18 protein-coding genes and 2 pseudogenes are annotated in these 21,209 nt (G+C 65.9%); 11 read left to right on the top strand and 9 right to left on the bottom strand.

The features are described 5' to 3' along the window. The first annotated feature begins 22 nt into the window (after positions 1-22). On the top strand, positions 23-1,150 hold the full coding sequence (locus tag V6F88_RS03430) for an acyl-CoA dehydrogenase family protein (RefSeq protein ID WP_332607979.1): 1,128 nt from the start codon (positions 23-25) through the stop codon (positions 1,148-1,150). A 144-nt stretch (positions 1,151-1,294) separates the two neighbouring features. Here V6F88_RS03430 and V6F88_RS03435 read toward each other — a convergent pair whose 3' ends face one another. The 6 genes and pseudogenes from V6F88_RS03435 to V6F88_RS03460 form a co-directional block, all read right to left on the bottom strand. Continuing rightward, positions 1,295-2,260, bottom strand: coding sequence for a tetratricopeptide repeat protein (locus V6F88_RS03435; protein WP_332607981.1), 966 nt, complete (start codon positions 2,258-2,260; stop codon positions 1,295-1,297). Between the two features lie 26 nt (positions 2,261-2,286). Next, positions 2,287-2,664 (bottom strand): DUF2784 domain-containing protein, encoded by a 378-nt coding sequence (locus tag V6F88_RS03440; RefSeq protein ID WP_332607983.1) that lies wholly within the window; start codon positions 2,662-2,664, stop codon positions 2,287-2,289. Between the two features lie 37 nt (positions 2,665-2,701). Further along, on the bottom strand, positions 2,702-3,277 hold the full coding sequence (locus V6F88_RS03445) for a restriction endonuclease (protein ID WP_332607985.1): 576 nt from the start codon (positions 3,275-3,277) through the stop codon (positions 2,702-2,704). A gap of 41 nt (positions 3,278-3,318) precedes the next feature. Then, a complete protein-coding gene (locus V6F88_RS03450; protein WP_046805016.1) occupies positions 3,319-3,564 on the bottom strand; it encodes an RNA-binding S4 domain-containing protein in 246 nt (81 codons plus the stop codon). Positions 3,565-3,713: 149 nt separating this feature from the next. Further along, positions 3,714-4,409: pseudogene (locus V6F88_RS03455) on the bottom strand (DUF502 domain-containing protein); the annotation flags it as partial. Between the two features lie 182 nt (positions 4,410-4,591). Further along, positions 4,592-5,059 carry a winged helix-turn-helix transcriptional regulator gene (locus V6F88_RS03460; RefSeq protein WP_046805042.1) on the bottom strand — a complete coding sequence of 156 codons (468 nt, stop codon included), beginning with the start codon at positions 5,057-5,059 and terminating at the stop codon, positions 4,592-4,594. A 134-nt stretch (positions 5,060-5,193) separates the two neighbouring features. Between V6F88_RS03460 and V6F88_RS03465 the strand changes: the two genes are divergently transcribed. The 3 genes from V6F88_RS03465 (at position 5,194) to V6F88_RS03475 (ending at position 10,376) form a co-directional block, all read left to right on the top strand. After that, on the top strand, positions 5,194-6,495 hold the full coding sequence (locus V6F88_RS03465; protein ID WP_332607988.1) for a D-amino acid dehydrogenase: 1,302 nt from the start codon (positions 5,194-5,196) through the stop codon (positions 6,493-6,495). Between the two features lie 132 nt (positions 6,496-6,627). Next, positions 6,628-7,752 carry a metallophosphoesterase family protein gene (locus V6F88_RS03470; protein WP_332607990.1) on the top strand — a complete coding sequence of 375 codons (1,125 nt, stop codon included), beginning with the start codon at positions 6,628-6,630 and terminating at the stop codon, positions 7,750-7,752. Continuing rightward, positions 7,749-10,376 carry an AAA family ATPase gene (locus tag V6F88_RS03475; protein ID WP_332607992.1) on the top strand — a complete coding sequence of 876 codons (2,628 nt, stop codon included), beginning with the start codon at positions 7,749-7,751 and terminating at the stop codon, positions 10,374-10,376. Before V6F88_RS03470 ends, V6F88_RS03475 begins: the two co-directional genes overlap by 4 nt. Here the strand turns inward: V6F88_RS03475 and V6F88_RS03480 are convergent. Next, positions 10,315-11,016: a hypothetical protein gene (locus V6F88_RS03480; protein WP_332607993.1), complete on the bottom strand. Its 702-nt coding sequence runs from the start codon at positions 11,014-11,016 to the stop codon at positions 10,315-10,317. The two genes, V6F88_RS03475 and V6F88_RS03480, sit on opposite strands and share 62 nt — an antisense overlap. A gap of 237 nt (positions 11,017-11,253) precedes the next feature. Here V6F88_RS03480 and V6F88_RS03485 point away from each other — a divergent pair, with 237 nt between their 5' ends. Further along, entirely contained in the window at positions 11,254-12,135 is an 882-nt protein-coding gene (locus V6F88_RS03485; protein ID WP_332607994.1) for a DMT family transporter, read from the top strand. 202 nt (positions 12,136-12,337) lie between these two features. Here V6F88_RS03485 and V6F88_RS03490 read toward each other — a convergent pair. Next, a pseudogene (locus tag V6F88_RS03490) lies at positions 12,338-13,204 on the bottom strand (hypothetical protein); the annotation flags it as partial. 399 nt (positions 13,205-13,603) lie between these two features. Then, positions 13,604-14,590, bottom strand: a complete 987-nt coding sequence (locus V6F88_RS03495; RefSeq protein ID WP_332607995.1) for a Bug family tripartite tricarboxylate transporter substrate binding protein — start codon at positions 14,588-14,590, stop codon at positions 13,604-13,606. 556 nt (positions 14,591-15,146) lie between these two features. On the opposite strand from V6F88_RS03495, the gene V6F88_RS03500 reads away from it, so the two are divergent. From V6F88_RS03500 to mnhG, 6 genes are read left to right on the top strand one after another with little or no spacing between them, the layout of a single operon-like run. Continuing rightward, complete coding sequence (locus V6F88_RS03500; protein ID WP_332607996.1) at positions 15,147-18,062, top strand: monovalent cation/H+ antiporter subunit A; 2,916 nt, start codon at positions 15,147-15,149, stop codon at positions 18,060-18,062. After that, entirely contained in the window at positions 18,062-18,406 is a 345-nt protein-coding gene (locus V6F88_RS03505) for a Na+/H+ antiporter subunit C (protein WP_332607997.1), read from the top strand. The genes V6F88_RS03500 and V6F88_RS03505 overlap by 1 nt, the downstream gene beginning before the upstream one ends. Then, positions 18,403-20,034, top strand: a complete 1,632-nt coding sequence (locus V6F88_RS03510; protein WP_332607998.1) for a monovalent cation/H+ antiporter subunit D — start codon at positions 18,403-18,405, stop codon at positions 20,032-20,034. The genes V6F88_RS03505 and V6F88_RS03510 overlap by 4 nt, the downstream gene beginning before the upstream one ends. After that, a complete protein-coding gene (locus V6F88_RS03515; RefSeq protein ID WP_332607999.1) occupies positions 20,034-20,516 on the top strand; it encodes a Na+/H+ antiporter subunit E in 483 nt (160 codons plus the stop codon). The genes V6F88_RS03510 and V6F88_RS03515 overlap by 1 nt, the downstream gene beginning before the upstream one ends. Further along, on the top strand, positions 20,513-20,800 hold the full coding sequence (locus V6F88_RS03520) for a K+/H+ antiporter subunit F (RefSeq protein ID WP_332608000.1): 288 nt from the start codon (positions 20,513-20,515) through the stop codon (positions 20,798-20,800). The genes V6F88_RS03515 and V6F88_RS03520 overlap by 4 nt, the downstream gene beginning before the upstream one ends. Continuing rightward, the gene (gene mnhG, locus V6F88_RS03525; RefSeq protein ID WP_332608001.1) at positions 20,797-21,138 is read left to right on the top strand and encodes a monovalent cation/H(+) antiporter subunit G; all 342 of its coding nucleotides are present in this window, start codon (positions 20,797-20,799) and stop codon (positions 21,136-21,138) included. The genes V6F88_RS03520 and mnhG overlap by 4 nt, the downstream gene beginning before the upstream one ends. Positions 21,139-21,209 lie beyond the last annotated feature (71 nt).

Consider the following 21,209-nt stretch of genomic DNA (forward strand, 5'->3'; position numbering starts at 1 on the left):
TCGCCACCCCCGGAGACAAAACATGTTGTTGAACGAAGAGCAGCTCAGTATTCAGGATATGGCGCGCCGCTTTGCGCAAGAACGCCTGGCGCCCAATGCCGAGCGCTGGGACCGCGATCACCACTATCCCGCCGATGCCATCCAGGAAATGGCGCAGCTGGGATTCTTCGGCATGCTGGTGCCGGAAGACTGGGACGGCAACGCCAGCGGCTACGTGTCCTATGCGGTGGCGCTGGAAGAAATCGCGGCGGGCAGCGGCGCGTGTTCCACCATCATGAGCGTGCACAATTCCGTGGCGTGCATGCCCATTCTTAAGTTCGGCACCGATGCGCAGAAGGACCAGTTCCTGCGCCCGTTGGCAAGCGGCGAACACATCGGCGGCTTTGCGCTGACCGAGCCGCAAGCCGGATCAGACGCCAGCAGCCTGCGTACGCGCGCCCGCCGCGATGGCGACGACTACATCCTGAACGGCGCCAAGCAATTCATCACGTCGGGCAAAAGCGGGCAGACGGTGATCGTGTTCGCGGTGACGGATCCGGAGGCGGGCAAGCGCGGCATATCCGCGTTCATCGTGCCCACCGATACGCCGGGATATCAGGTGCTGCGCGTGGAAGACAAACTGGGCCAGCATGCGTCGGACACCTGCCACATCGCGTTTGAAGACATGCGCATTCCGGCCGCGTACCGCCTGGGCGCGGAAGGCGAGGGCTACAAGATCGCGCTGGCCAATCTGGAAGGCGGCCGCATCGGCATTGCATCGCAGTCAGTGGGCATGGCGCGCGCCGCGTTCGAATACGCGCGCGATTACGCACGCGAGCGCCAGGCCTTCGGCAAACCGATTTTCGAACATCAGGCGGTGTCGTTCCGGCTGGCGGACATGGCGACGCAACTGCACGCGGCGCGCCAGATGGTGTTGCACGCGGCGGCGCTGCGCGAAGCCGGCAGGCCCGCGCTGATGGAAGCGTCGATGGCGAAATTGTTTGCGTCGGAGATGGCCGAAAAAGTATGTTCGGCGGCCATTCAAACGCTGGGCGGATACGGCTATCTGAAGGACTTTCCGGTGGAGCGCATCTACCGCGATGTGCGCGTCTGCCAGATCTACGAAGGCACCAGCGACATCCAGCGTCTGGTGATCGCGCGCGGTCTGTAGGGTAGACGGGCGCGCATGGGTGGTGCCAACGCGGCCAGCCGCGTCCGGGAAAAGCTGCCAAGACACTGGCAAAAGCCGCCAAGACGCCGGCAGGACACCGTCAAGACGACGTCAAGACGACGTCAAGACGACGTCAAGACACCACTAAGCGGCGCTGCCGGCTGCGCCGCGCTGCGCTTGCAATCGGGCCAGTTCCGCTTCCCAGTACGCCAGGTGTTCCTTCCATTCGGGCTGCCCCAACGCGTGCAGCGCGTCCAGAATGTGGCGGGCGGGGTCTGGCTGGCCCAGCAGCAAATAGGCTTTGATCAGGTTATTGCCCACCTGGGGGCCGTGCAGGGCGGCATGAAAGTGCGGGGCGGCCAGTTGCAGAATATCGGGGATGCGCCCCGCATTGCCCAGGTCGCCCGTCATCTGCATGAGCAGGTCGCCGGGCACCGGGTCGCCGGCTTGCGACAAGGCTTGGCGATACAGCGCCAGGGCGCCTGCATAGTTGTGCGCGCCCAATTCGCCGCGCGCCAGCCACAAGCGCGCGCGCCAACTGCCGGGCAGTGCCGCAACCCGCTGCATGGCGCCTACACCGGCCGCGTCGCCGCCCACGTCGCGATGAATGGCTTCGTACCAGCCCAGGCCGTTGTCCTGGTTGGGGTCCCGTTGCAGCGCGCGCCACAAGGTGTCCAGCGTCTTGTCGTCGTCGCCACGTTCGGCGTGCACCTTCGCCAGGTTGGTCAGCACGATGCCGGTTTCGCCGTGCCGCGCGCAGAAGTCAGTCAACGCGCGCTCACTGTCGTCCAGCCGGCCTTGCTTCAGGTAGACGATGGCTTGCAACACGACGGCGCGCTCAAGGTTCTGGTCCAACTGCACCAGCCGTTCGGCGGGGCCGACCATGTCGTCGATGAAGTCGTCGTTCAGGGATTGGATGATCAACGCCGCCAACGCGTCGGCATCGTTCCAGCGCTGTTCGATGGCGCCGGGCAGTACGTTGTCACGCCATTGATCGCGCGTGATCAGCACTTCCTGCCCGGTGGCGTCAAAGGCGCGGATCAAGTGGGAAGGGTCGGCGGGGGCGTTGTCGGAAGGGGGCGTGGAATTCATGTCGATAGGCTCGGTCATGCGGGTTCATGCACGCGCGCAGGCAGTCATGCGCGCGCGGCGGCGCGGCGGCGCCGGCGCGCCCAAAGCGTGTAGATCACAAGGTTGCCAACGATCAGCACGGCCGCCAGCCCCATCTGCGTTTCACGCGTGATGCCTTCTGGGTAGATGACGCCAAGCAGGTAGTGTTCGATGAAGCCGCCCGCGTAGCCTTCCTGCCCGGCTTGCTGGCGCAGCGACACCTCCAGCGGTGTCAACGGGCAGATCAGCCCCATGCCGACCACCACCGCGCCCCAGGCCAGGGCGGGCAGGTGCCAGTAGGCCATGCGCGGCCGCCATAAGGCCAGCAGGCCGCCAAACACCACGAAGGCGACAAAAAGCCCGTGCACGACAAGGACCAGGTCGGCCAGGATGCGGTAGATCATTGACAGGTGCCGATGGGAATAAAAGGTGTGAGCGGGCTCAGGTTTTCAAGTCGCGCAGCAGCTTGGTCAGTTCGGGCGCCGTCATCAGCGACACGTTCTGCGCCTTGGCGTAGGCCCAGGCGTTGTCCGACACGTCGCCCAAGGCGATGTAGATGGCTTCACGCGCACCGCGCTTTTCACGCGCGGCTTGCAGCTCGCGCAGCGGTTCGACGCCCACGCGTGCGGCCTTCCAGCGCTTGGCGCTGACAATGGCCACGTGGCCGTCCTTGCTTAGCGCAAAGTCCGCACCCGGCGTTTGCAGGCGCTGGACCTCGCAACCGTCGCGCTTGAACCCGGCTTCAACGGTGTTGGCAAAGTCGGCCCAGGTCATGGCGGCCGCGGCTTCGGCTACGGCCTGCACACGCGTGCCCGACGGCGCGCGCAATTGCTTGTAAGCGGCCATGATGGCGATCACCGCGAATGGCACCGCCGCAAAGACGCCCATCGCGGCATATTCCAGCGGCAAGGCCGCAAAGCCACCCGCGCTTAACACCAACGCCACCCCCGCGCTCATCCACCACGGCGAACGCAGCAGAACGGCGAAGATGGAGTTCTGGGACATCTTGAATTTCATGAGGGCTCGCGGTGTTGCGGGGGTAGGGGAAAGGGCGCGGCTCAGGCGTCCGGCGCGGGGGCTTGCGGGGCGCGCACCACGATGCGGATGTCGCCAATGGTGACGATCTGGCCGCCACGAATCTTCGCGGTCTTGCGCGTTTCAACCACGCCGCCCACGCTGACGTGGCCGTCGGCCACCATCATCTTGCCCGCGCCGCCGCTGTCGCAAACGCCGGTGGCTTTCAAGAGCTGGTTGATTTCAATATAGGGGCTGCCTTCGGCAAGCGTGAATTCGATCAAGGGCATGGAGTGCGCGTATCAGGAAGTAGGGCGATTCAGAGCGGTCCGCCAGCCGGAGGCGTGTCGGCGGCTGGCGTACGGGCAGCCTGCGTATGGGCGGCCGGCGTCCCGGCGGCCGGCGTCCCGGCGGCCGGCGTCCCGGCGCCCGGCGTCCCGGCGCCCGGCGCACCGGCCGCGGGTGTAGCCGACGCGTGGGGCGGGGCAGGCGCTTCAGTAGCGTCCGGCGCGTCGGTGGGCTCGACGACCGTAGGCGCAGCGGGGCGGGGGTGTTCGGCGCGCGCCATCCAGGCGATCAGCGACGAACGCATGGCTTCTTCCACCGACATATCGATGGGCTGCACCCAATCTTGCGGCACAAACACCGTGTAGCCGCCGATCATGTAGCCCATCGGCAAATAAACGGCTACGCGGTCACCTTGCGTAAACCCTTCGGGCAGGCCTTCCATGCTGCGGCGGGTCACCAGACCCACTAATTCCAGTTGTTGCCCCGGCAAGCGCAAAATCACCACCTGTTGCGCGGTGTTCTTGGAGCTGGGCGAAAAATAATCGGCAAAGCTCTTTAGCGACGAATAAATGCTCTTGACCACCGGCAGGTTGGTGAAGGGCATTTCCACCACGGTCAAGAACCGCTGCACGCGCTGCTTGGACACCAGATAGCCGATCGCCAGAATCCCCAGGATGCCCAGGGCCAAACCCATGCCCGGCACATAAAAGCCGCCGATGAAGGGGCGCAGGAACGTCAGCGCCACGGCTTCGGTCCAGGCCAGGAAGATGTACAGCAGGTAGATGGTCAGGGCCAGCGGCAGAACGGTGATCAGGCCACGGAAGAAGTATTTGTAGAGACGAGTCATAGGCAGGGACTTAAGAATTGGGGTCGGACAAGGCCAGCGGCGCGGGTCAGAGGGCCGCCAGCATAGCAGCCGCCGACGCATACGCCCGTAACAAACCGCGTGCCCGCCGGGGCGAAGCAGGCCAGCACCGCACCAGTCACGCCACGCCGGTATTCACTACTGGAATTCACCGCGCCGCACGGCTAGCGGTCCACGGGCAGATACAAGGTTTCCTTGATTTCTTCCATGACGACGTAGCTGCGCGATTCGGCCGACGCCGGCAGGCGTTTCAGGATCTCGCCCAGCAGACGGCGGTACTCGTTCATTTCCGTCAGCCGCGCCTTGACCAGGTAATCGAAATCGCCGGACACCAGATGGCATTCCATCACTTCCGGCACGTACAGCAGTTCTTTCTTGACCTTGTCGAACACGTCGCCCGACTTGGCCGACAGCTTGATTTCCAGGAAGACCAGCAGGTTCTTGCCCAGCGCCGCCGGATTGACGCGCGCATGGTAACCCGTGATGACGCCTTCGCGCTCCATCCGTTTTACCCGGTCTGAACAGGGCGTGGCCGACAGGCTGACCCGCTCGGCCAGATCCGTGACGGAAATGCGGCCTTCGCGTTGCAGGATTTCCAGGATTTTCAGGTCAATTCTATCGAGCTCGCGCATTTCACTTTTGGCGGTCAAAAAAGAGGGGGCGCCCGAGAAAAAGCTCTGTCAAAGCAAAATAATCAGTGCTTTTCACTGCGAGGAGGCTCATAGACTACCGAAATTACTGAGCAAATCCAAATACGGAAAGAATCATGCATGTGATCGTCCTAGGCAGTGGCGTAATCGGCACCACCACCGCGTATTACCTGGCCCGTCAGGGCGCCCGGGTAACGGTCCTGGACCGCCAGCCCGCCGCCGCCCAGGAAACCAGCTACGCCAACGCCGGCCAGGTGTCACCGGGCTATTCCACGCCCTGGGCGGCGCCCGGCATTCCGCTGAAAGCCATCAAGTGGCTGTTCAAGAAGCATGCGCCGCTGGCCATCCGCCTGGACGGCAGCCTGTATCAGCTGAAGTGGATGGCGGCCATGCTGGCCAACTGTTCGGCCGACCGCTATTCCGTCAACAAAGAGCGCATGCTGCGCCTGGCCGAATACAGCCGCGACTGCCTGCGCGAATTGCGCGCGTCCACCGGCATCCATTACGAAGAGCGCACCCGTGGCACGTTGCAGCTGTTCCGCACCGACGCCCAGCTGGAAGCCGCCCGCCGCGACATCGCCGTGCTGGAAGAAGTGGGCGTGCCCTACGAACTGCTGGACCGCAATCGCCTGGTCACGGCCGAGCCCGCCCTGGCGCGTTCGATCCATAAATTGGCCGGCGGCTTGCGTCTGCCCAACGACGAAACCGGGGACTGCCGCCTGTTCACCACGCGCCTGGCCGAGATGGCCGCGGCGCTGGGCGTGGACTTTCGCTACAACCAGACCGTTTCCGGCCTGAACGTGGCGGGCGGCCAGATTACCGGCGTGCGCGTGGGCAACGACGTGCTGACGGCCGACCGCTACGTGGCCGCCTTCGGCAGCTACACACGCGGCGTGCTTGAACCGCTGGGCCTGGACCTTCCGGTCTACCCGGTCAAGGGCTATTCGCTGACCATTCCCATGAAGGACGACGCCGCCGCGCCGGTGTCCACCATTCTGGACGAAACCTACAAGATCGCCGTGACCCGTTTCGACGACCGCATCCGTGTGGGCGGCATGGCGGAATTGTCCGGCTTTGACCTGCGCCTGAAAGACGCGCGCCGCAAGACGCTGGAGTTGGTCGTCAACGACCTGTTCCCCGACAGCGGCCATGTGGCGCAGGCGGAATTCTGGACGGGCTTGCGCCCGATGACGCCGGACAGCACCCCCATCGTCGGGCCGACGCGCTACAGCAACCTGTTCCTGAACACCGGCCACGGCACGCTGGGCTGGACCATGGCTTGCGGCTCCGGCAAGCTGGTGGCCGACCAGGTCATGGGCCAGCGGCCCGCCATCAGCACCGACGGGCTGGGCCTGTCGCGCTACGAGCGCGGCGCGTCGTCCAACCCGTCGTTGGTGTTGGGCGGCAAGGGCGCCTGAGCGCCGCTCGGCCCAGGCGAACAGGCGGTCGCGGGAATCGTCGGGCGGGCGCGCGGTGATGTGGTCATGCAGCGTGACCAATTTGGCATTCTGTTTTTTTTGATGCGCGCCGGCTTATGCCAAAATCGCCGCATGACTCATTTCCTGCATACCGCCGATTGGCAGATCGGCCGTCAATACGGCCAGTTTGAAACCGACGACGCCGCCTTGCTGGCCGAAGCGCGTTTCGACGTGGTGCAGCGCATCGCCGCGCTGGGCACCGAACGCGGCGTGGATGCCGTGCTGGTCGCGGGCGACGTCTTCGATACGCAAGGCGTTTCCGACCGCACCATCCGCCGCCTGTTTGCCGCCATGGCGGCCTATGCCGGCCCCTGGGTCATGATCGCCGGCAACCACGACGCGGCCTTGGCCGACAGCGTCTGGAGCCGCGCGGCGCAACTGGACTGCATCCCCGCGAACGTGCATGTACCCACGCAAATCGGCGTGGTTGATCTGCCCGACATCAACGTGGCCGTGCTGGCCGCGCCGCTGACCCAGCGCCATACCTACGACGACGTCACCCAGGCGTTCGATTCACTGGATACCGAGCCCGGGCGCGTGCGTGTGGGCTTGGCGCATGGCAGCGTCGCCGGCCGCTTGCCCGACACCATCGACGCCACCAACCCAATCGCACCCGACCGCGCCGCGCGCGCCCGACTCGACTACCTGGCCCTGGGCGACTGGCACGGTTGCCTGGCTATCGACGCGCGCACCTGGTATGCCGGCACGCCCGAACAAGACCGCTTCCGCAACAACGAGCCCGGCTACGTGCTGGACGTGCGCATCGATGCAGCGGGCGCCACCCCCGTGGTCGAACGCGTGGCTATCGGCAAATACCGCTGGTCGGCGTGGGTCGAGACCATCAGCGTGCCGTCCGACGCGCGGGCGCTGGCTGAAAAACTGTCCGCCTTGCGCGCTGAAGACGTGCTTCGGCTGGATGTACATGGGCACGTCAACATGGAAACCTGGGACGCACTGCAACGCGCCATGGATCAGGCGGCTGCCCAGGTGCGCGCGCTGCTGCCCGACCTGTCCGGCTTGCGGCTGGAGCCAGATCAGGCCGATCTGGCCGAGCTTGGCGCAAGCGGCTACGTGGGCGAAGTGGCCGCGCAGCTACAGGCCTTGCAGGCGGACGGCGAACAAGCCGCCATCGCTGCCGAGGCCCTGCGGCTACTACTTAGATTTCAACGTGAAAGCGCGACGGGGGCTGCCAAATGAAGCTGTCCCGTATCGCGCTGGAAGAATTTCGCAAGTTCCGCCAGCCCCTGGTTCTGGATGGCCTGCAAGACGGCTTGAACCTGTTCGTGGGCGCAAACGAGGCCGGCAAAAGCACGGTGGCGGCGGCCATTCGGGCCGCGTTCCTGGAACGCTACAGCACCAGCAAGGTTGCCGACCTGGCGCCGCATGGCGAGTCCGGCGCGCGGCCCACCGTGGAACTGTCGTTCGCGCATGGCGGCCATCAGTACGTGCTGAAAAAACAGTTCCTGTCGCGGGCGCGTTGTGAATTGCTGATCGACGGTGGGGCCCAGCGCCTGGACGGCGAAGAAGCCGAAAACGCCTTGGCTTCCTTGCTGGGTTTCGAGCTGCCGGGCAGGGGGCAAAGCAAGCCGGATCTGGCCGGCATCCCCGGCCTGCTGTGGATACAGCAAGGAGACGGCCACAACCTGCAAGCCGCCGCGTCTTACGCCGGCACGCATCTGCGCGACGCACTGACGCAACTGTCAGGCGAGCTGACGGCCACCGATGGCGACCGCCTGTTTGACCGCGTGTCGGCGGAACGCGCCGCCTTGCTGGATGCGCGCAACGGCCGCCCCAAGGGCATCTACAAAGAGGCCGAGGACGCCTTGGCGCGCGCCACGTCCGAGCGCGACGATTGCGCCCAGGCCATGGCTCAGCTGAATGCGGATGTCGACCGTCTGGCCAGCCTGCGCCGCGATCACGAACGCGCCCAGGCCACTGAACCCTGGAAGGACTTCGAAGCGCGTGCCGCTGATGCGCGCGCGCGGCTGGCCGCGGCGGCAAAACAGCGCGACGCCCTGGAAGGCCTGCGCCGCGAGCAGGCCCAGGCGGTGCAAACATTGGCCTTGCTGCAAGACCAGGTGCGGCGCGACCAACAAGACGAGGCCGACTATCACGCACTGATCAAGGAGGCCCAGGGCGCGCGTGCCCGTGTCGATGCCGCCCAGGCGCCGCTTGCGCGGGCGCAGCAGCAACAGCAGGCGCACGCCGCCGCGCTGGATGCAGCCCGCTTGCGCGTGACGGCGGTTCAGGCCGTGTCTGACCGGCACGACCTGGAACATCAGCTAGCCCAGTTGAACGCCGAAATTGAACGACTGGACGACGCGCTGCGTGCCGTAACCACCCTGATCGAACAAGGCTCGACACTGAAAACCGAGGCGTTGCGCATTGAGATTGCCGATGGCGATATCGATGCGCTGCGCAAAGCCGAACGTGAACTGGCCAACCTGCAACTGCGCCAGCAAGCAGTGGCCACGCGCTTGTCATACCAGCTGGAAGCCGGGCGTGAGGCAAGCATGGATGGCCGCGCGATAAGCGGTGCGGGGCAGGTGCTGCTGACGGCTGCCGCCGACATTGAGCTGCCCGGCGTGGGCAGTTTCCGTATCGAACCCGGGGGCCAGAATCTGCCCACGCTTCAGCGTGAGCTTGGCGGGCTGCAATCTGCCTGGAATGGTTTGCTGGAACGCCTGGGCGTGGCAACGCTGGCCGATGCCGAACAGCGCCACGCGCGCTATACGGCGTTGCAGCGCGAGCTTGACGGCATGCGTAAAACGCTGGCCATCCACGCGCCCAAGGGGCTGGATGTATTGCGTGGGCAGCGTGACGAGGCCCTGGCCCGCCGTGTGGCGTTGCAAGAGCGGCTGGCCAAGTTGCCGGCGGTGGCGGACACCGGGCTGGATGATCTGCCTGCCGCGACCCAGGCGCTGCGCGAAGCCACGGCCGTTGGCGCGCAGGCGGATGCGTCGTTGGCGGCGGCGCAGCGCGCGCTGGACGCCGATCAGGCACGGGCGCAATTGCTGGAAGGGCAGGCGGCCGCGCGCGCCGCCGATATGCAGTCGGCCGAGCGCGCCGAACAGCGCCAGGCCCGTGCCGGGCGTCTGGCGGAAGCCCGCAGCACGCACGACGACCTGGACCGCCGGGTGCGCGAGGCACAGGCCGCCTTGGCGGACCACCGGCCCGAGCTGGCCGAGCAGGACGTGCAACGCTATGAAAAATCGGCGGCCATCGAGCGCGAGGCGCAGCACAAGCGTCACGGCGACATCCTTCAATTGCAGGGCAAGCTGGATCAGGCGGGCGCGCAGGGGCTGGGCGAACGCCTGTTGGAAGCCACTGCCGCGTGCGAGCGGCTGGCGCGTCGGCGTGATGAACTGTCGCGCCGTGCCGCCGCGCTGGACCTGCTGCAAAAGCTGCTGACCGACAAGCGCGCGGCCGCCACCCAACGTTTGCAGGCGCCGCTGGCTCGCCGCCTGAATCACTACTTGGCTCTGCTGTTTCCGGACGCTGCGCTGCGCTTGGACGACGCGTTGCTGCCCACGGCGCTACGCCGAGACCAGAGCGAAGACCTGCTGGATGCGCTAAGTTTCGGCACGCGCGAGCAGCTGGGCATTCTGGCCAGATTCGCCTATGCGGACCTGCTGCGCGAAGCCGGGCGGCCCACCTTGCTGTTGCTGGATGACGCGCTGGTGCACACCGACGATGCCCGCCGCGACTTCATGAAGCGCGCCTTGTTCGATGCGGCCACGCGCCATCAGATCCTGATGTTCACCTGCCACGGCGACGCTTGGCGCGACATGGGGGTGGAGCAGCGGCGCATCGGTGCGTGAAGTTGGCGAGCCCGGAACCTGCATCGGTGCGGTATTGAGAGCGGCTGGCGTTGCGCGTCCCTATTGACGGCAAAAGCAACGGTCGGTAGCCTGCGCGAATGCCTGCTTCCCAGCCGTCCTTCGAAACCCTTGTCGGTGCCTCTGCCGTGGCGACTGCCGCTGCCGTCGCGCACGCCAGCACGCATTGGCGTAGGAAGCATGGGGCACGCCGCGGATATTGCCGCGCGCGGTTTCCCGTATCGTCGCCGGCTGTCTCGTCGCTGGCTGCTTCGTCGCTGGCTGCTTCGTCGCCGGCTGCTTCGTCGCTGGCTGCTTCGTCGCCGGCTGTCTCGTCGCCGGCTGTTTCGTCGTCCGCTATTTCGTCGCCTGCTACTTCGGCGACCGCTTTTCCTCTCTTTTCTTCCGTCATTTCCCCCGTCGTTCCTCCTGTCATTTCGGGCGTCATTTCGGCTGTCATTTCGGCTGTCATTTCGGCTGTCATTTCGCCGGTCGTCTCAGCGGTCGTTCGCGCGGTAGTTTCGCCGCCGGTATTCCCGCCTGCCTCGCCGCCCGTCGGCGTGGTCCGGGCCGCGAACCCGCCAGCCGTGGTCGTGTTCGGCTGATTGCCGATCCGCCATTCCCGGCTCCAGTCCTTAATCATCGTCAGTCCATCCGCGCGCTTGATGCGTGCGCGAGTCGAACGCGTGCGTCGCGTCTGATTCGCGCGCGGCCGATTCTGCCAAGCAGACGGCCGTAGCGATATCGATCGCGATCGTGAGAGGCGATGCCATGGCATCGCCATCCACGCCATCGCCTTCGCCGTCGCACCGCCATCGCCAAAGCGATCCACGGAAGGACTGTCGGTCTGGAGCCTGTGCTTACCTTGACAGGTGCAACGATGCATTTAAATCGAAATACCTGGGCCGCATTCGGCTCAACAACCTTGTTCGTGCTGCTGTGGAGCGGCGGTGCGATCTTTGCCAAATGGGGCCTGTCGCACGCGTCGCCCTTTGCCTTTCTGCTGCTGCGCTTTGTGCTGGCCTTATCCGTGTTGGGGCTGGTGGCGTGGCGGCGCAGGCGATGGTTGCCCGCGCCGGGCACGCGCGCCGGCGTCGCGGTAACGGGCCTGCTGCTGATCGGCGTTTATTCCATCTGCTATCTGCTGGCGCTGGATCACGGCATCACGCCGGGGGTGCTGGCCACATTGCTGGGCGCGCAACCCATCCTGACCTTGGCGGTCATGGAGCGGCGCTTTGACAAGGCCCGCATCGCCGGGCTGCTGCTGGCCTTGGCGGGGCTGGTGATGGTGGTGTACCAGAGCATCGGCATGGCGCGCTTTTCAATGGCGGGCATGGGCTTCGCGTTCGCGGCGCTGGTCAGCATGACGGTGGGCGCGATGCTGCAAAAGCGCATCGATCAACCGCCGCTGGACGTCATGCCGTTGCAGTACGCGGTGAGCCTGGCTCTGTGCCTGCTGTTTGCCCCGTTTCAGTCGGTGACGGCGCAATGGAGCATCGGGCTGATTCTGCCGCTGCTGTGGATGGGCCTGGTGATATCGGTGGGCGCCACGCTACTGTTCTATCGCCTGATCCAGGCCGGCAACCTGGTCAACGTCACCAGCCTGTTCTACCTGGTGCCGGCGGGTACGGCGGCGCTGGACTACCTGGTGCTGGGCAACCGCCTGTCGACGTTAAGCCTGGCCGGCATGGGGGCAATTCTGTTGGGGCTGATGCTGGTGCTGCGGCATCCCGCCCCGGGCATCAAGCCAGCGCGACGCTAAGCGGGCGGGGGCGGGCAGGGCCGGAACCGACGGTCCCCGCAACGGAATTTGCAGCGGCACCTGCCACCGTCCCCGCAACGGAATTTGCAGCGGCACCTGCCACCGTCCCCGCAACGGAATGCGAGGCCGATCCCGCAATAGACCCCAGAGCGCCATTGCCGCCCGCGCTGGCGACCCCCTCTGCCTCGTCCACGCCGCACCCCGCGTCCTGCCCCGCCCAGTACCCGCTGACCAACTGCGCGGGCCGCTCCTTGGCCACGACGCGGGCGCATACCGACCAGGCATCCAGTCGGACGCTCAGGCCCGCGTAGACCCCGTGGCCGTCGCCGGCCTGGATGACGCCGTCCGCGCGCACGCCTTCACCGGCGCGAATGGAGCCGTCGGCGCGGATGTCTCCCCCGGCGATCATGCCCCAGCCCGAGGCCAGGTGGTCGCCGCAGTGAATGGCGCCGCCCGCCTGAATGCCCGAGGTGGCGTTGATGGCGTGGTCGGCGCGGACATCGCCGCCCGCCTTGATGCCCTGACCGCATTGGATGGCGCCTTGGGCGCGCACGTCCTGGCCGGCATGCAGGTGGCCGGTGACGGCCAGATCCTGACCCGCGCAGATGTCCCATTTGGCGCGCACGTTGCCCCGGCACTCCAGGCGCGAGGCGGATTCGATGCCCCAGTCCGCGCTGATGTCGCCGCCCGCATGGATCTCGCCGCCGCATGCGATGTTGGCGGCGGCCGTGATGTTTTCGCCCGCCATGATGGTTTCTCCGGCACGGATGCCGCCGCCCGTGATGATGCTGCGCCCGGCGCGCACCACCGTGTCCACATTGATGCCCATGCGAATTTCCAGCGTGCCCGCGAAGACGATGGCATTGGCGTCAAGTGAGTCCAGCCGGAGCACGGCATCGGTCGGGCCAAACTGATCCAGCAGCCAGTTGGCGTCGCTGATGCGGCCATCGGCGACCAGGGCGTCAAGCACGGCCTGGTAATCCCCCTGGCCGTTGTGATCGCGGATAAACCACTTGTAGCCGCCCGCGCAGGGGTTCTTGGCTTTGACGAATTTTTTGGTGAGTTGCATGGCGCTGGATGAAGATCAATGCGTGGCCAGGCCGCCTGCCACGAGGCAAGCGACGAAGATTCATGGGACGAGCGCTGCGCCCGGCCACGCGGCAGGGCGTACGCCGGCGCACGCCACGACATTGGCACGGATGTGCGTAAGCCGCCGGCGGCAGGCCGGAATCAAAAACGGGGGAAGCGGGAAAGCCGGAGGATCAGCCGGGCTTGGAGCGCGCGTAGGCGGAACGCGCGGCGACTTCCTGCGAGCTCAACAAAGTCGAGCGCAGGGCGCAGAGAACGCAGGCAGCGGGAGGGAGGGGAGAAAAATTGGATCGCACGGGGCCAGATGCTAACACCCGGGCATCGCTAGTCAAGTCGGCAAGCCGTCCCCAATTCGGGTACGGCTTGCCTCGGGGGGCGATCAGTTCGTCGAAACGATATTGCGCTCCTTGGCGATGCGCTGGCGCAACTCCAGTTCACGCTTGATCTGGTCGGCGTATTGGGCCGGCGTATTGCCGTCCACCAACGAACCGCCATCGGCCAGGCGCTGGACGATCTTCGGGTCTTGCAGCGCCTTCACGGCCGCCGCGTGCACGCGTTCGACCACGGCCGGCGGCGTGCCGGCCGGGGCCACCAGCCCGTACCAGGCCATGTTGTCCATTTCCGGCAGGCCGCCTTCCTTGAACGTGGGCACATCGGGCAGCGTGGGCAGGCGCTTGGGCGCGGCCACGGCCAGGGCGCGCAGCTTGCCGGCCTGGATGTGCGGCATCGAAGACGGCAGGTTGTCGAACTGGGCATTGACCTGGCCGGCGATCACGTCGTTCAGCGCCGGACCCGAACCGCGATAGGGCACGTGCACCATGTCGGTCTTGGTCAGCGACTTGAACAGTTCGCCATCCAGGTGGCCGATGCCGCCCGCGCCGGATGACGCGTAGCTGTACTTGCCCGGGTTGGCCTTGAGCAGGGTGATGAATTCGGCCAGCGTCTTGGCGGGCACGGCCGGGTTCACCGTCAGCACGTTCGGCACGTTCACCAGGTTGGTGATCGGGGTGAAGTCCTTGAGCGGGTTGTAGGGGTTTTTCGGGTTGGTGGCCGGGTTGGTGGCCATGGTGCTGACGGTGGCTACGCCCAGCGTGTAACCGTCCGGCGCGGAACGCACCAGCGCGTCGGCGCCGATCGAGCCGCCGCCGCCGCCTCGGTTTTCCACGACGACAGCCTGGCCCAGTTCCCGGCCCAGCCCTTCGGCGACGATGCGCGCCACGATGTCGGTGGTGCCGCCGGCGGCGAAAGGCACGATCAGGCGGATGGGCTTGTTGGGGTAGGGGTCGGCGGCCAGGGCCGACGAACTAAAGCAGACGCCTGCGATGGCGGCGGCCAGGACGGCCTTGGCATGAGACAGCACGGTCAAGAGTCTTCTCCATATTGTTGTTCCGAGCCGACCGGCTTCATGGGCCGGCGTCGGTGAAGCGCGCCTTGCCCGGGTGCTGGCTTGGTCGACGCTTCGTGGGCGCAATTCCACACAGGAATCCCCCTACGGTCAACTCAGGATTCACCCTGTAGGCCGGGATAACTTTTTTTGGGCCTCTGGACGTTGCCGGAATATGCCGGCAGATCGGCGAAAATCCCAGGCCTGACAACGACATGAACGTTTTCCGGGCGATTTTCGATGCGCAATGATTGCGCAGTCATCGTGCCGTCATCAGCTGGGTAAATGCATAAAGTTCTGCATAACTTACAAGAATCTGATATTTTTCGGGGGAGATTCTTGGCCGGTCTTGCAAGAAAGCTATTGCGTTTGTTTCTGTCTGCGCCGTTCAATGGGGCGTTGGTTGATGTCCCCGCGGGGCAACGTGTAGTGCAGCGACGCACCGGGCCAGGGTTCCGTCCGTCTTTCAATCCCCGGTCTGTTTCGTCTTTCGCTGCCACGTGCTGGCGGGAGGGGGCCCGGACATTCTCGGAACGCCATGTCGCTGATCCTGATCCTCGCTCTGCCGTTTGCCGGCAGCCTGTGCGCCGCGCTGCTGCCTTCCAACGCCCGCAATGCCGAGGCGTGGCTGGCCGGCCTTATCGCGCTGGCCTGTGTGATCCTGATAGCCAGCCTTTACCCGGAAGTCGCCAACGGCGGCGTGGTCCGGGTCGACATGCCCTGGGCGCCCGCCCTGGGCCTGCAATTCACATTACGGATGGACGGTTACGCCTGGCTGTTCGCCCTGATCGTTTCCGGCATGGGCGCACTGGTCGTGCTGTATGCGCGCTACTACATGTCGCCGGAAGACCCGGTGCCGCGCTTCTTCTCGTTTTTCCTGGCGTTCATGGCGGCCATGCTGGGCGTGGTGCTGTCCGGCAACCTGATCCAGCTGGTCATGTTCTGGGAAATGACCAGCCTGGCTTCCTTCATGCTGATCGCCTATTGGCACCACCGCCTGGACGCCCGCCGCGGCGCGCGCATGGCGTTGACGGTGACGGGCGCGGGCGGCCTGTGCCTGTTGGCCGGCGTGCTGATCCTGGGCCATATCGTAGGCAGCTACGACATGGACCGCGTGCTGGCCTCCGGCGATCTGGTCCGCGCCGACCCCTGGTATCCCGCCGTGCTGGTCCTGGTGGCCTTGGGCGCGCTGACCAAAAGCGCCCAGTTCCCTTTCCATTTCTGGCTGCCCAATGCCATGGCGGCGCCGACGCCCGTGTCGGCCTACCTGCATTCGGCCACCATGGTGAAGGCCGGCGTATTCCTGTTGGCACGCTTCTGGCCGGTGCTGGCCGGCACCGACCAGTGGTTCTGGGTGATCGGCGGGGCAGGGCTGATCACCTTGGTGCTGGGCGCCTACGCGGCCATCTTTCAGCAGGACATGAAGGGCGTGCTGGCGTATTCCACCATCAGCCATCTGGGCCTGATTACGTTGTTGCTGGGCCTGAACAGTGAATTGGCCCTGGTGGCCGCCATTTTCCACATGATCAACCACGCCACCTTCAAGGCGTCGCTGTTCATGGCGGCCGGGGTGGTGGACCACGAAACCGGCACGCGCGACCTCAGCAGGCTGTCCGGCTTGTACAAGGCCATGCCGATCACCGCCACGCTGGCCATGGTGGCGGCGGCGTCGATGGCGGGCGTGCCGTTGTTGAACGGCTTCCTGTCCAAGGAAATGTTCTTCGCGGAAACCACCTTCGTCAGCGGCGACCGCTGGACCCAGATCGGCCTGCCGTTGCTGGCCACGATCGCCGGCGCGTTCAGCGTGGCGTATTCGCTGCGGTTCATCCTCCAGGTATTTTTCGGCCCGCCCGCCACGGACCTGCCCCGCGCCCCGCACGAGCCGCCGGGCTGGATGTTGTTCCCCAGCGCCTTGCTGGTGTTCATGTGCTTGCTGGTGGGTGTTGTTCCCAGCCTGACGGTCGGCCCCTTCCTGGCAACCGCCGCGCAAAGCATCCTGGGCGCAAACATGCCCGAATACAGTCTGGCCGTCTGGCACGGCGTGAACCTGCCGCTGGTGATGAGCCTGGTGGCGACGACGGCGGGCGTGCTGTTGTATCTGGTTCTGCGCGCGCACCAGCGCGCCAATCCAGGCCGCGTTCCCTTCATTTACCGGCTGGACGGGCGTCGCACGTTCGAAGCGCTGCTGGACGGCTCCAGCGTGGCGGCCGCGTGGCTGCTGCGGTGGGTGGCCTCGTCGCGCCTGCAAGTGCAGATGCTGTTGATTGTGCTGGGCTCGTTGTTCGTGGCCTGGCTGCCGCTGCGCGCGGGTGGGTGGCTGGAAGGCACCGGCCGCATGACGCCCGTGGACCCGGCTTTTGCTTTGCTGTGGCTGGTCGGTGGCGCCTGCGCACTGGGCGCGGCGTACCAGGCCAAGTACCACCGTCTGGCGTCCCTGGCGCTGGCGGGCGGCGCGGGCCTGATCACCTGCCTGACGTTCGTGTGGTTTTCCGCGCCCGACCTGGCGCTGACGCAGCTGTCAGTGGAAGTCGTCACCGTGGTGCTGTTGCTGCTGGGCCTGCGCTGGCTGCCGCGCCGGATCGCGAAAGACGACGAAGAACCCCTGAAGGCGACGCTGCTGGCTCGCGGCCGCCGTTTCCGGGATCTGCTGTTGGCCACGGCCGCCGGCACCGGCATGGCCGCGTTGGCGTACGCAGTGCTGGTGCGCCCGCAAGGCGACACGATTTCGTCGTTCTTCGTTGACCGCGCGCTGCCCGACGGCGGCGGCACCAACGTGGTGAACGTCATTCTGGTGGACTTCCGTGGGTTTGATACCTTTGGCGAAATCACGGTGCTGGGCATCGTGGCGCTGACGGTCTACGCACTGCTGCGCCGCTTCCGTCCCGCCGCCGAAAGCGCGGACCTGCCACGTCAACAGCAAGAGCAGGACGGCGGTGTGCCCGCCGCGCCCGACATCAAATCGCTGGTGCCCAGCGGCTCGATGATGGTGCCTACCGTGCTGGTGCGCCTGCTGCTGCCCACCGCCGCGCTGATCTCCGTTTACTTCCTGCTGCGCGGCCACAACCAGCCGGGCGGCGGTTTCGTGGGTGGCCTGATTTTCGCCACCGCCGTCATCCTGCAATACATGGTGGGCGGGGTGTACTGGGTGGAATCGCGCAGCCGCCTGAATCCCCAGAACTGGATCGGCATCGGCCTGTTGGCCGCTGGCGTCGCCGCCGTTACCGCATGGCTGGCCTACAAGCCGTTCCTGGCCGCGCTGGCCTGGGACGTGGCGCTGCCGCTTATCGGTCATGTGCATCTTTCCAGCGTGTTGCTGTTCGACCTGGGCGTGTACATGCTGGTGGTGGGCTCCACCGTGCTGGTGCTGGTGGCGCTGGCCCACCAATCGCTGCGCGCGCAACGCAAGGCCGCCGCCGAGATGCAGGCGGCCGCCATACAAACAGGGGAAGCCTGATGGAATTGATTTATGCCGTCGCGATTGGCGTGTTGGCGGGCTCGGGGGTCTGGCTGCTGCTGCGGCCGCGTACCTTCCAGTTCATCATGGGCCTGTCGCTGGTGTCCTACGCGGTCAACCTGTTCATTTTCGGCATGGGCCGTCTGACGTCGGCGCGTCCGCCGGTCATCGACCCGGCCATGGCGCATGACCCATCCTGGTACGCCGACCCGCTGCCGCAGGCGCTGGTGCTGACGGCCATTGTGATCGGCTTTGCCACCACCGCGCTGTTCCTGGTGGTGCTGTTGGCCTCGCGCGGCTTGACGGGCACCGACCACGTCGATGGACGGGAGTCCCAATCTTGAGTTTCTGGCTGCAACATCTTCCTGTCCTGCCCATCATCGTGCCGCTGTTTGCCGGCGCGGCCATGCTGCTGCTGGCCGACACCAGCCGCTATGCGCGCGGGGCAATTTCCATGGCCTCCACGTTGGCCCAGCTGGCGGCCGCCATCGCCTTGCTGGTGGTTGCGGGCGGCGGCGTACCGGGCGTCTGGCCGCAAGGCGTGGGCGTTTATCTGGTGGGCGACTGGCCCGCGCCCTTCGGCATTGTGCTGGTGGTAGACCGGTTGGCGGCGGTGATGCTGACGCTGACGGCCGTGCTGGGCCTGGCCACGCTGACCTATTCGCTGGCCCGCTGGGACCGCGCCGGAGTGCATTTCCATTCGCTGTTCCAGTTCCTGCTGATGGGCCTGAACGGCGCCTTCCTGACGGGCGATCTGTTCAACCTGTTCGTCTTCTTCGAGGTGCTGCTGGCCGCGTCCTATGGCTTGCTGCTGCATGGCTCGGGCGTGGCGCGCGTCAGCGCCGGCCTGCAATACATTGCCGTGAACCTGGTGGCCTCCTTCCTGCTGTTGATCAGCATTGCGCTGATCTATGGTGTGACCGGCACGCTGAACATGGCGGACCTGGCCCTGCGCGCCGGCAACCTGACGGGCGCCGAACGCATGCTGTTCGAAGCCGGGGCGGCCATCCTGGGCATCGCTTTTTTGGTCAAGGCCGGCGCCTGGCCCCTGAACTTCTGGCTGGTCAAGGGTTACGGATCGGCCAGCGCGCCCATCGCCGCCATGTTCTCCATCATGACCAAGGTCGGCATCTATGCGCTGCTGCGCATCGGGTCGCTGCTGCTGCCGTCGGGCGCACCCGCCGCGTTCAGCCTGGACTGGATGTTCGCGGCCGGCTTGGCCACGCTGCTGTTCGGCGCGCTGGGGCTGCTGGCCACCCAGCAGCTGGAGAAGATCGTGGGCTATTGCGTGATTGTCTCGGCCGGCACCTTGTTGACCGCGCTGGGCATGCCCGGCGTCACGCTGACCGGCCCCGCGCTGTTCTACCTGCTGAGTTCCGTGCTGACGACCGGCGCGTTCTTCCTCTTGGCCGAATTGATTGAACGCACCCGCAGCTTTGGCGCCAACGTGCTGGCCGTGACGCTGGACGCGTTCGATCTGGACGATCCCACGTCGGTCAACCGCTCCGACGATGTGGTCGGCGTGGCCATTCCGGCGGCCATGGCCTTCCTGGGGCTGGCGTTCATCTGCTGCGCCTTGCTGGTTACCGGCTTGCCGCCGCTGTCGGGGTTCGTGGCCAAGTTCTCGCTGTTGTCGGCGGCCGTGTCCGCCGCCACGGAATCGGCGCCGCCGATGGACGCATGGATCCTCGTGGCCGCCGTGCTGGTGTCGGGCCTGGCCGGCCTGGTCGGGCTGGGGCGCACCGGCATCCGCGTCTTCTGGGCCAGCGACGACCGCAGCACGCCCCGCTTGCGCGTGATCGAAGCAGGCCCGGTTGCCGTGCTGTTGCTGTTGTGCGTGGGCCTGGCGGCGGGCGCCGGCCCGGTGTCGGCCTATCTGGACGACGCGGCGCGGTCCCTGGACCAACCCAAGTCCTACATTGACGCCGTCATGTCCGCGCAGACCGTGCGCGGCCTGAAAGGGGGAAGCTGATGCGCCGCGTTTACTTCCTGTTCCTGCCCGTCTTCCTGTTTGTGTTGTGGCTGGTGCTGAACGAAAGCCTGTCGGCCGGCCAGATTGCGCTGGGCGCGGCGCTGGCCTTGTGGTTTACGTGGGCGGCCTCGCGCCTGCGCCCGCTGCACGCGCGCCCGCGCCGGCTGTGGAAGGCCGTGCCGCTTTTCCTGCACGTGTCGGCGGACATCATCCGGTCCAACATCGCCGTGGCCAAGCTGATCCTGAGCCCTCGCCGCAACGAATTTTCACCCGGCTTCATCATGATTCCACTGACCATGCGCGACCCGCACGGGCTGGCGATGCTGGCGTGCATCGTGACCTACACGCCGGGCACGGTCTGGGTGGACCTGACGGCCGATCACGAGCTGAAATTACACGTGCTGGACCTGCAGAACGAGCAGCACTGGGTGGATCTGGTCCAGCAGCGCTACGAGCGCCCGTTGATGGAGATGTTTGAATGACGATAAATACCGCACTGTATTGGGCGGCATCCTTCGCCCTGGTGTGCTTTGCGCTGGGCATGCTGTGCGCCACCATCCGCCTGTTGCGCGGCCCCACCGCCCAAGACCGCGTGCTGGCGCTGGATACGCTGTATATCAACGGCATGCTGATGATGCTGGTTTTCGGCATCCGGTCCGGTTCCTCGTTGTATTTCGACATTGCGCTGCTGATCGCGCTGTTCGGATTCGTCGGGTCCACGGCCATGGCGCGCTTCCTGCTCCGCGGCGAGGTCATCGAGCCATGATGGACGCCGCCATTCCCTTGTGGGCGGGCATTCCCGCCTGCGTCCTGCTGGTGCTGGGCGGGCTGTTGGCGCTGACGGGCTCTGCCGGGCTGCTACGTTTTCGCAGCTTTTACGCCCGCATCCATGCGCCCACGTTGGGTAACACGCTGGGCTGCGCCTGCGTGCTGCTGTCGTCCATCCTGGTGTTTTCCGCGTGGTCCGCGCGACCGGTTTTTCACGAGGTCATCATCACCTTGTTGTTGGTGGTTTCTTCGCCCGTAACGGCCATGTTGCTGATGCGGGCGGCCACCTATCGTCATCGTCTGACTAGAGCCGATGCCGACCAGGATGCGCGATAAGCCTGTAACAAGCGACACGGCATGTGAACGCCGAAATCCATGCTGCAACGCGGCAATATGACTGACAGGGG

It is taken from the genome of Achromobacter sp. ESBL13, assembly GCF_036668755.1.
In the GTDB taxonomy this organism is placed as follows: Bacteria; Pseudomonadota; Gammaproteobacteria; order Burkholderiales; family Burkholderiaceae_B; genus Achromobacter.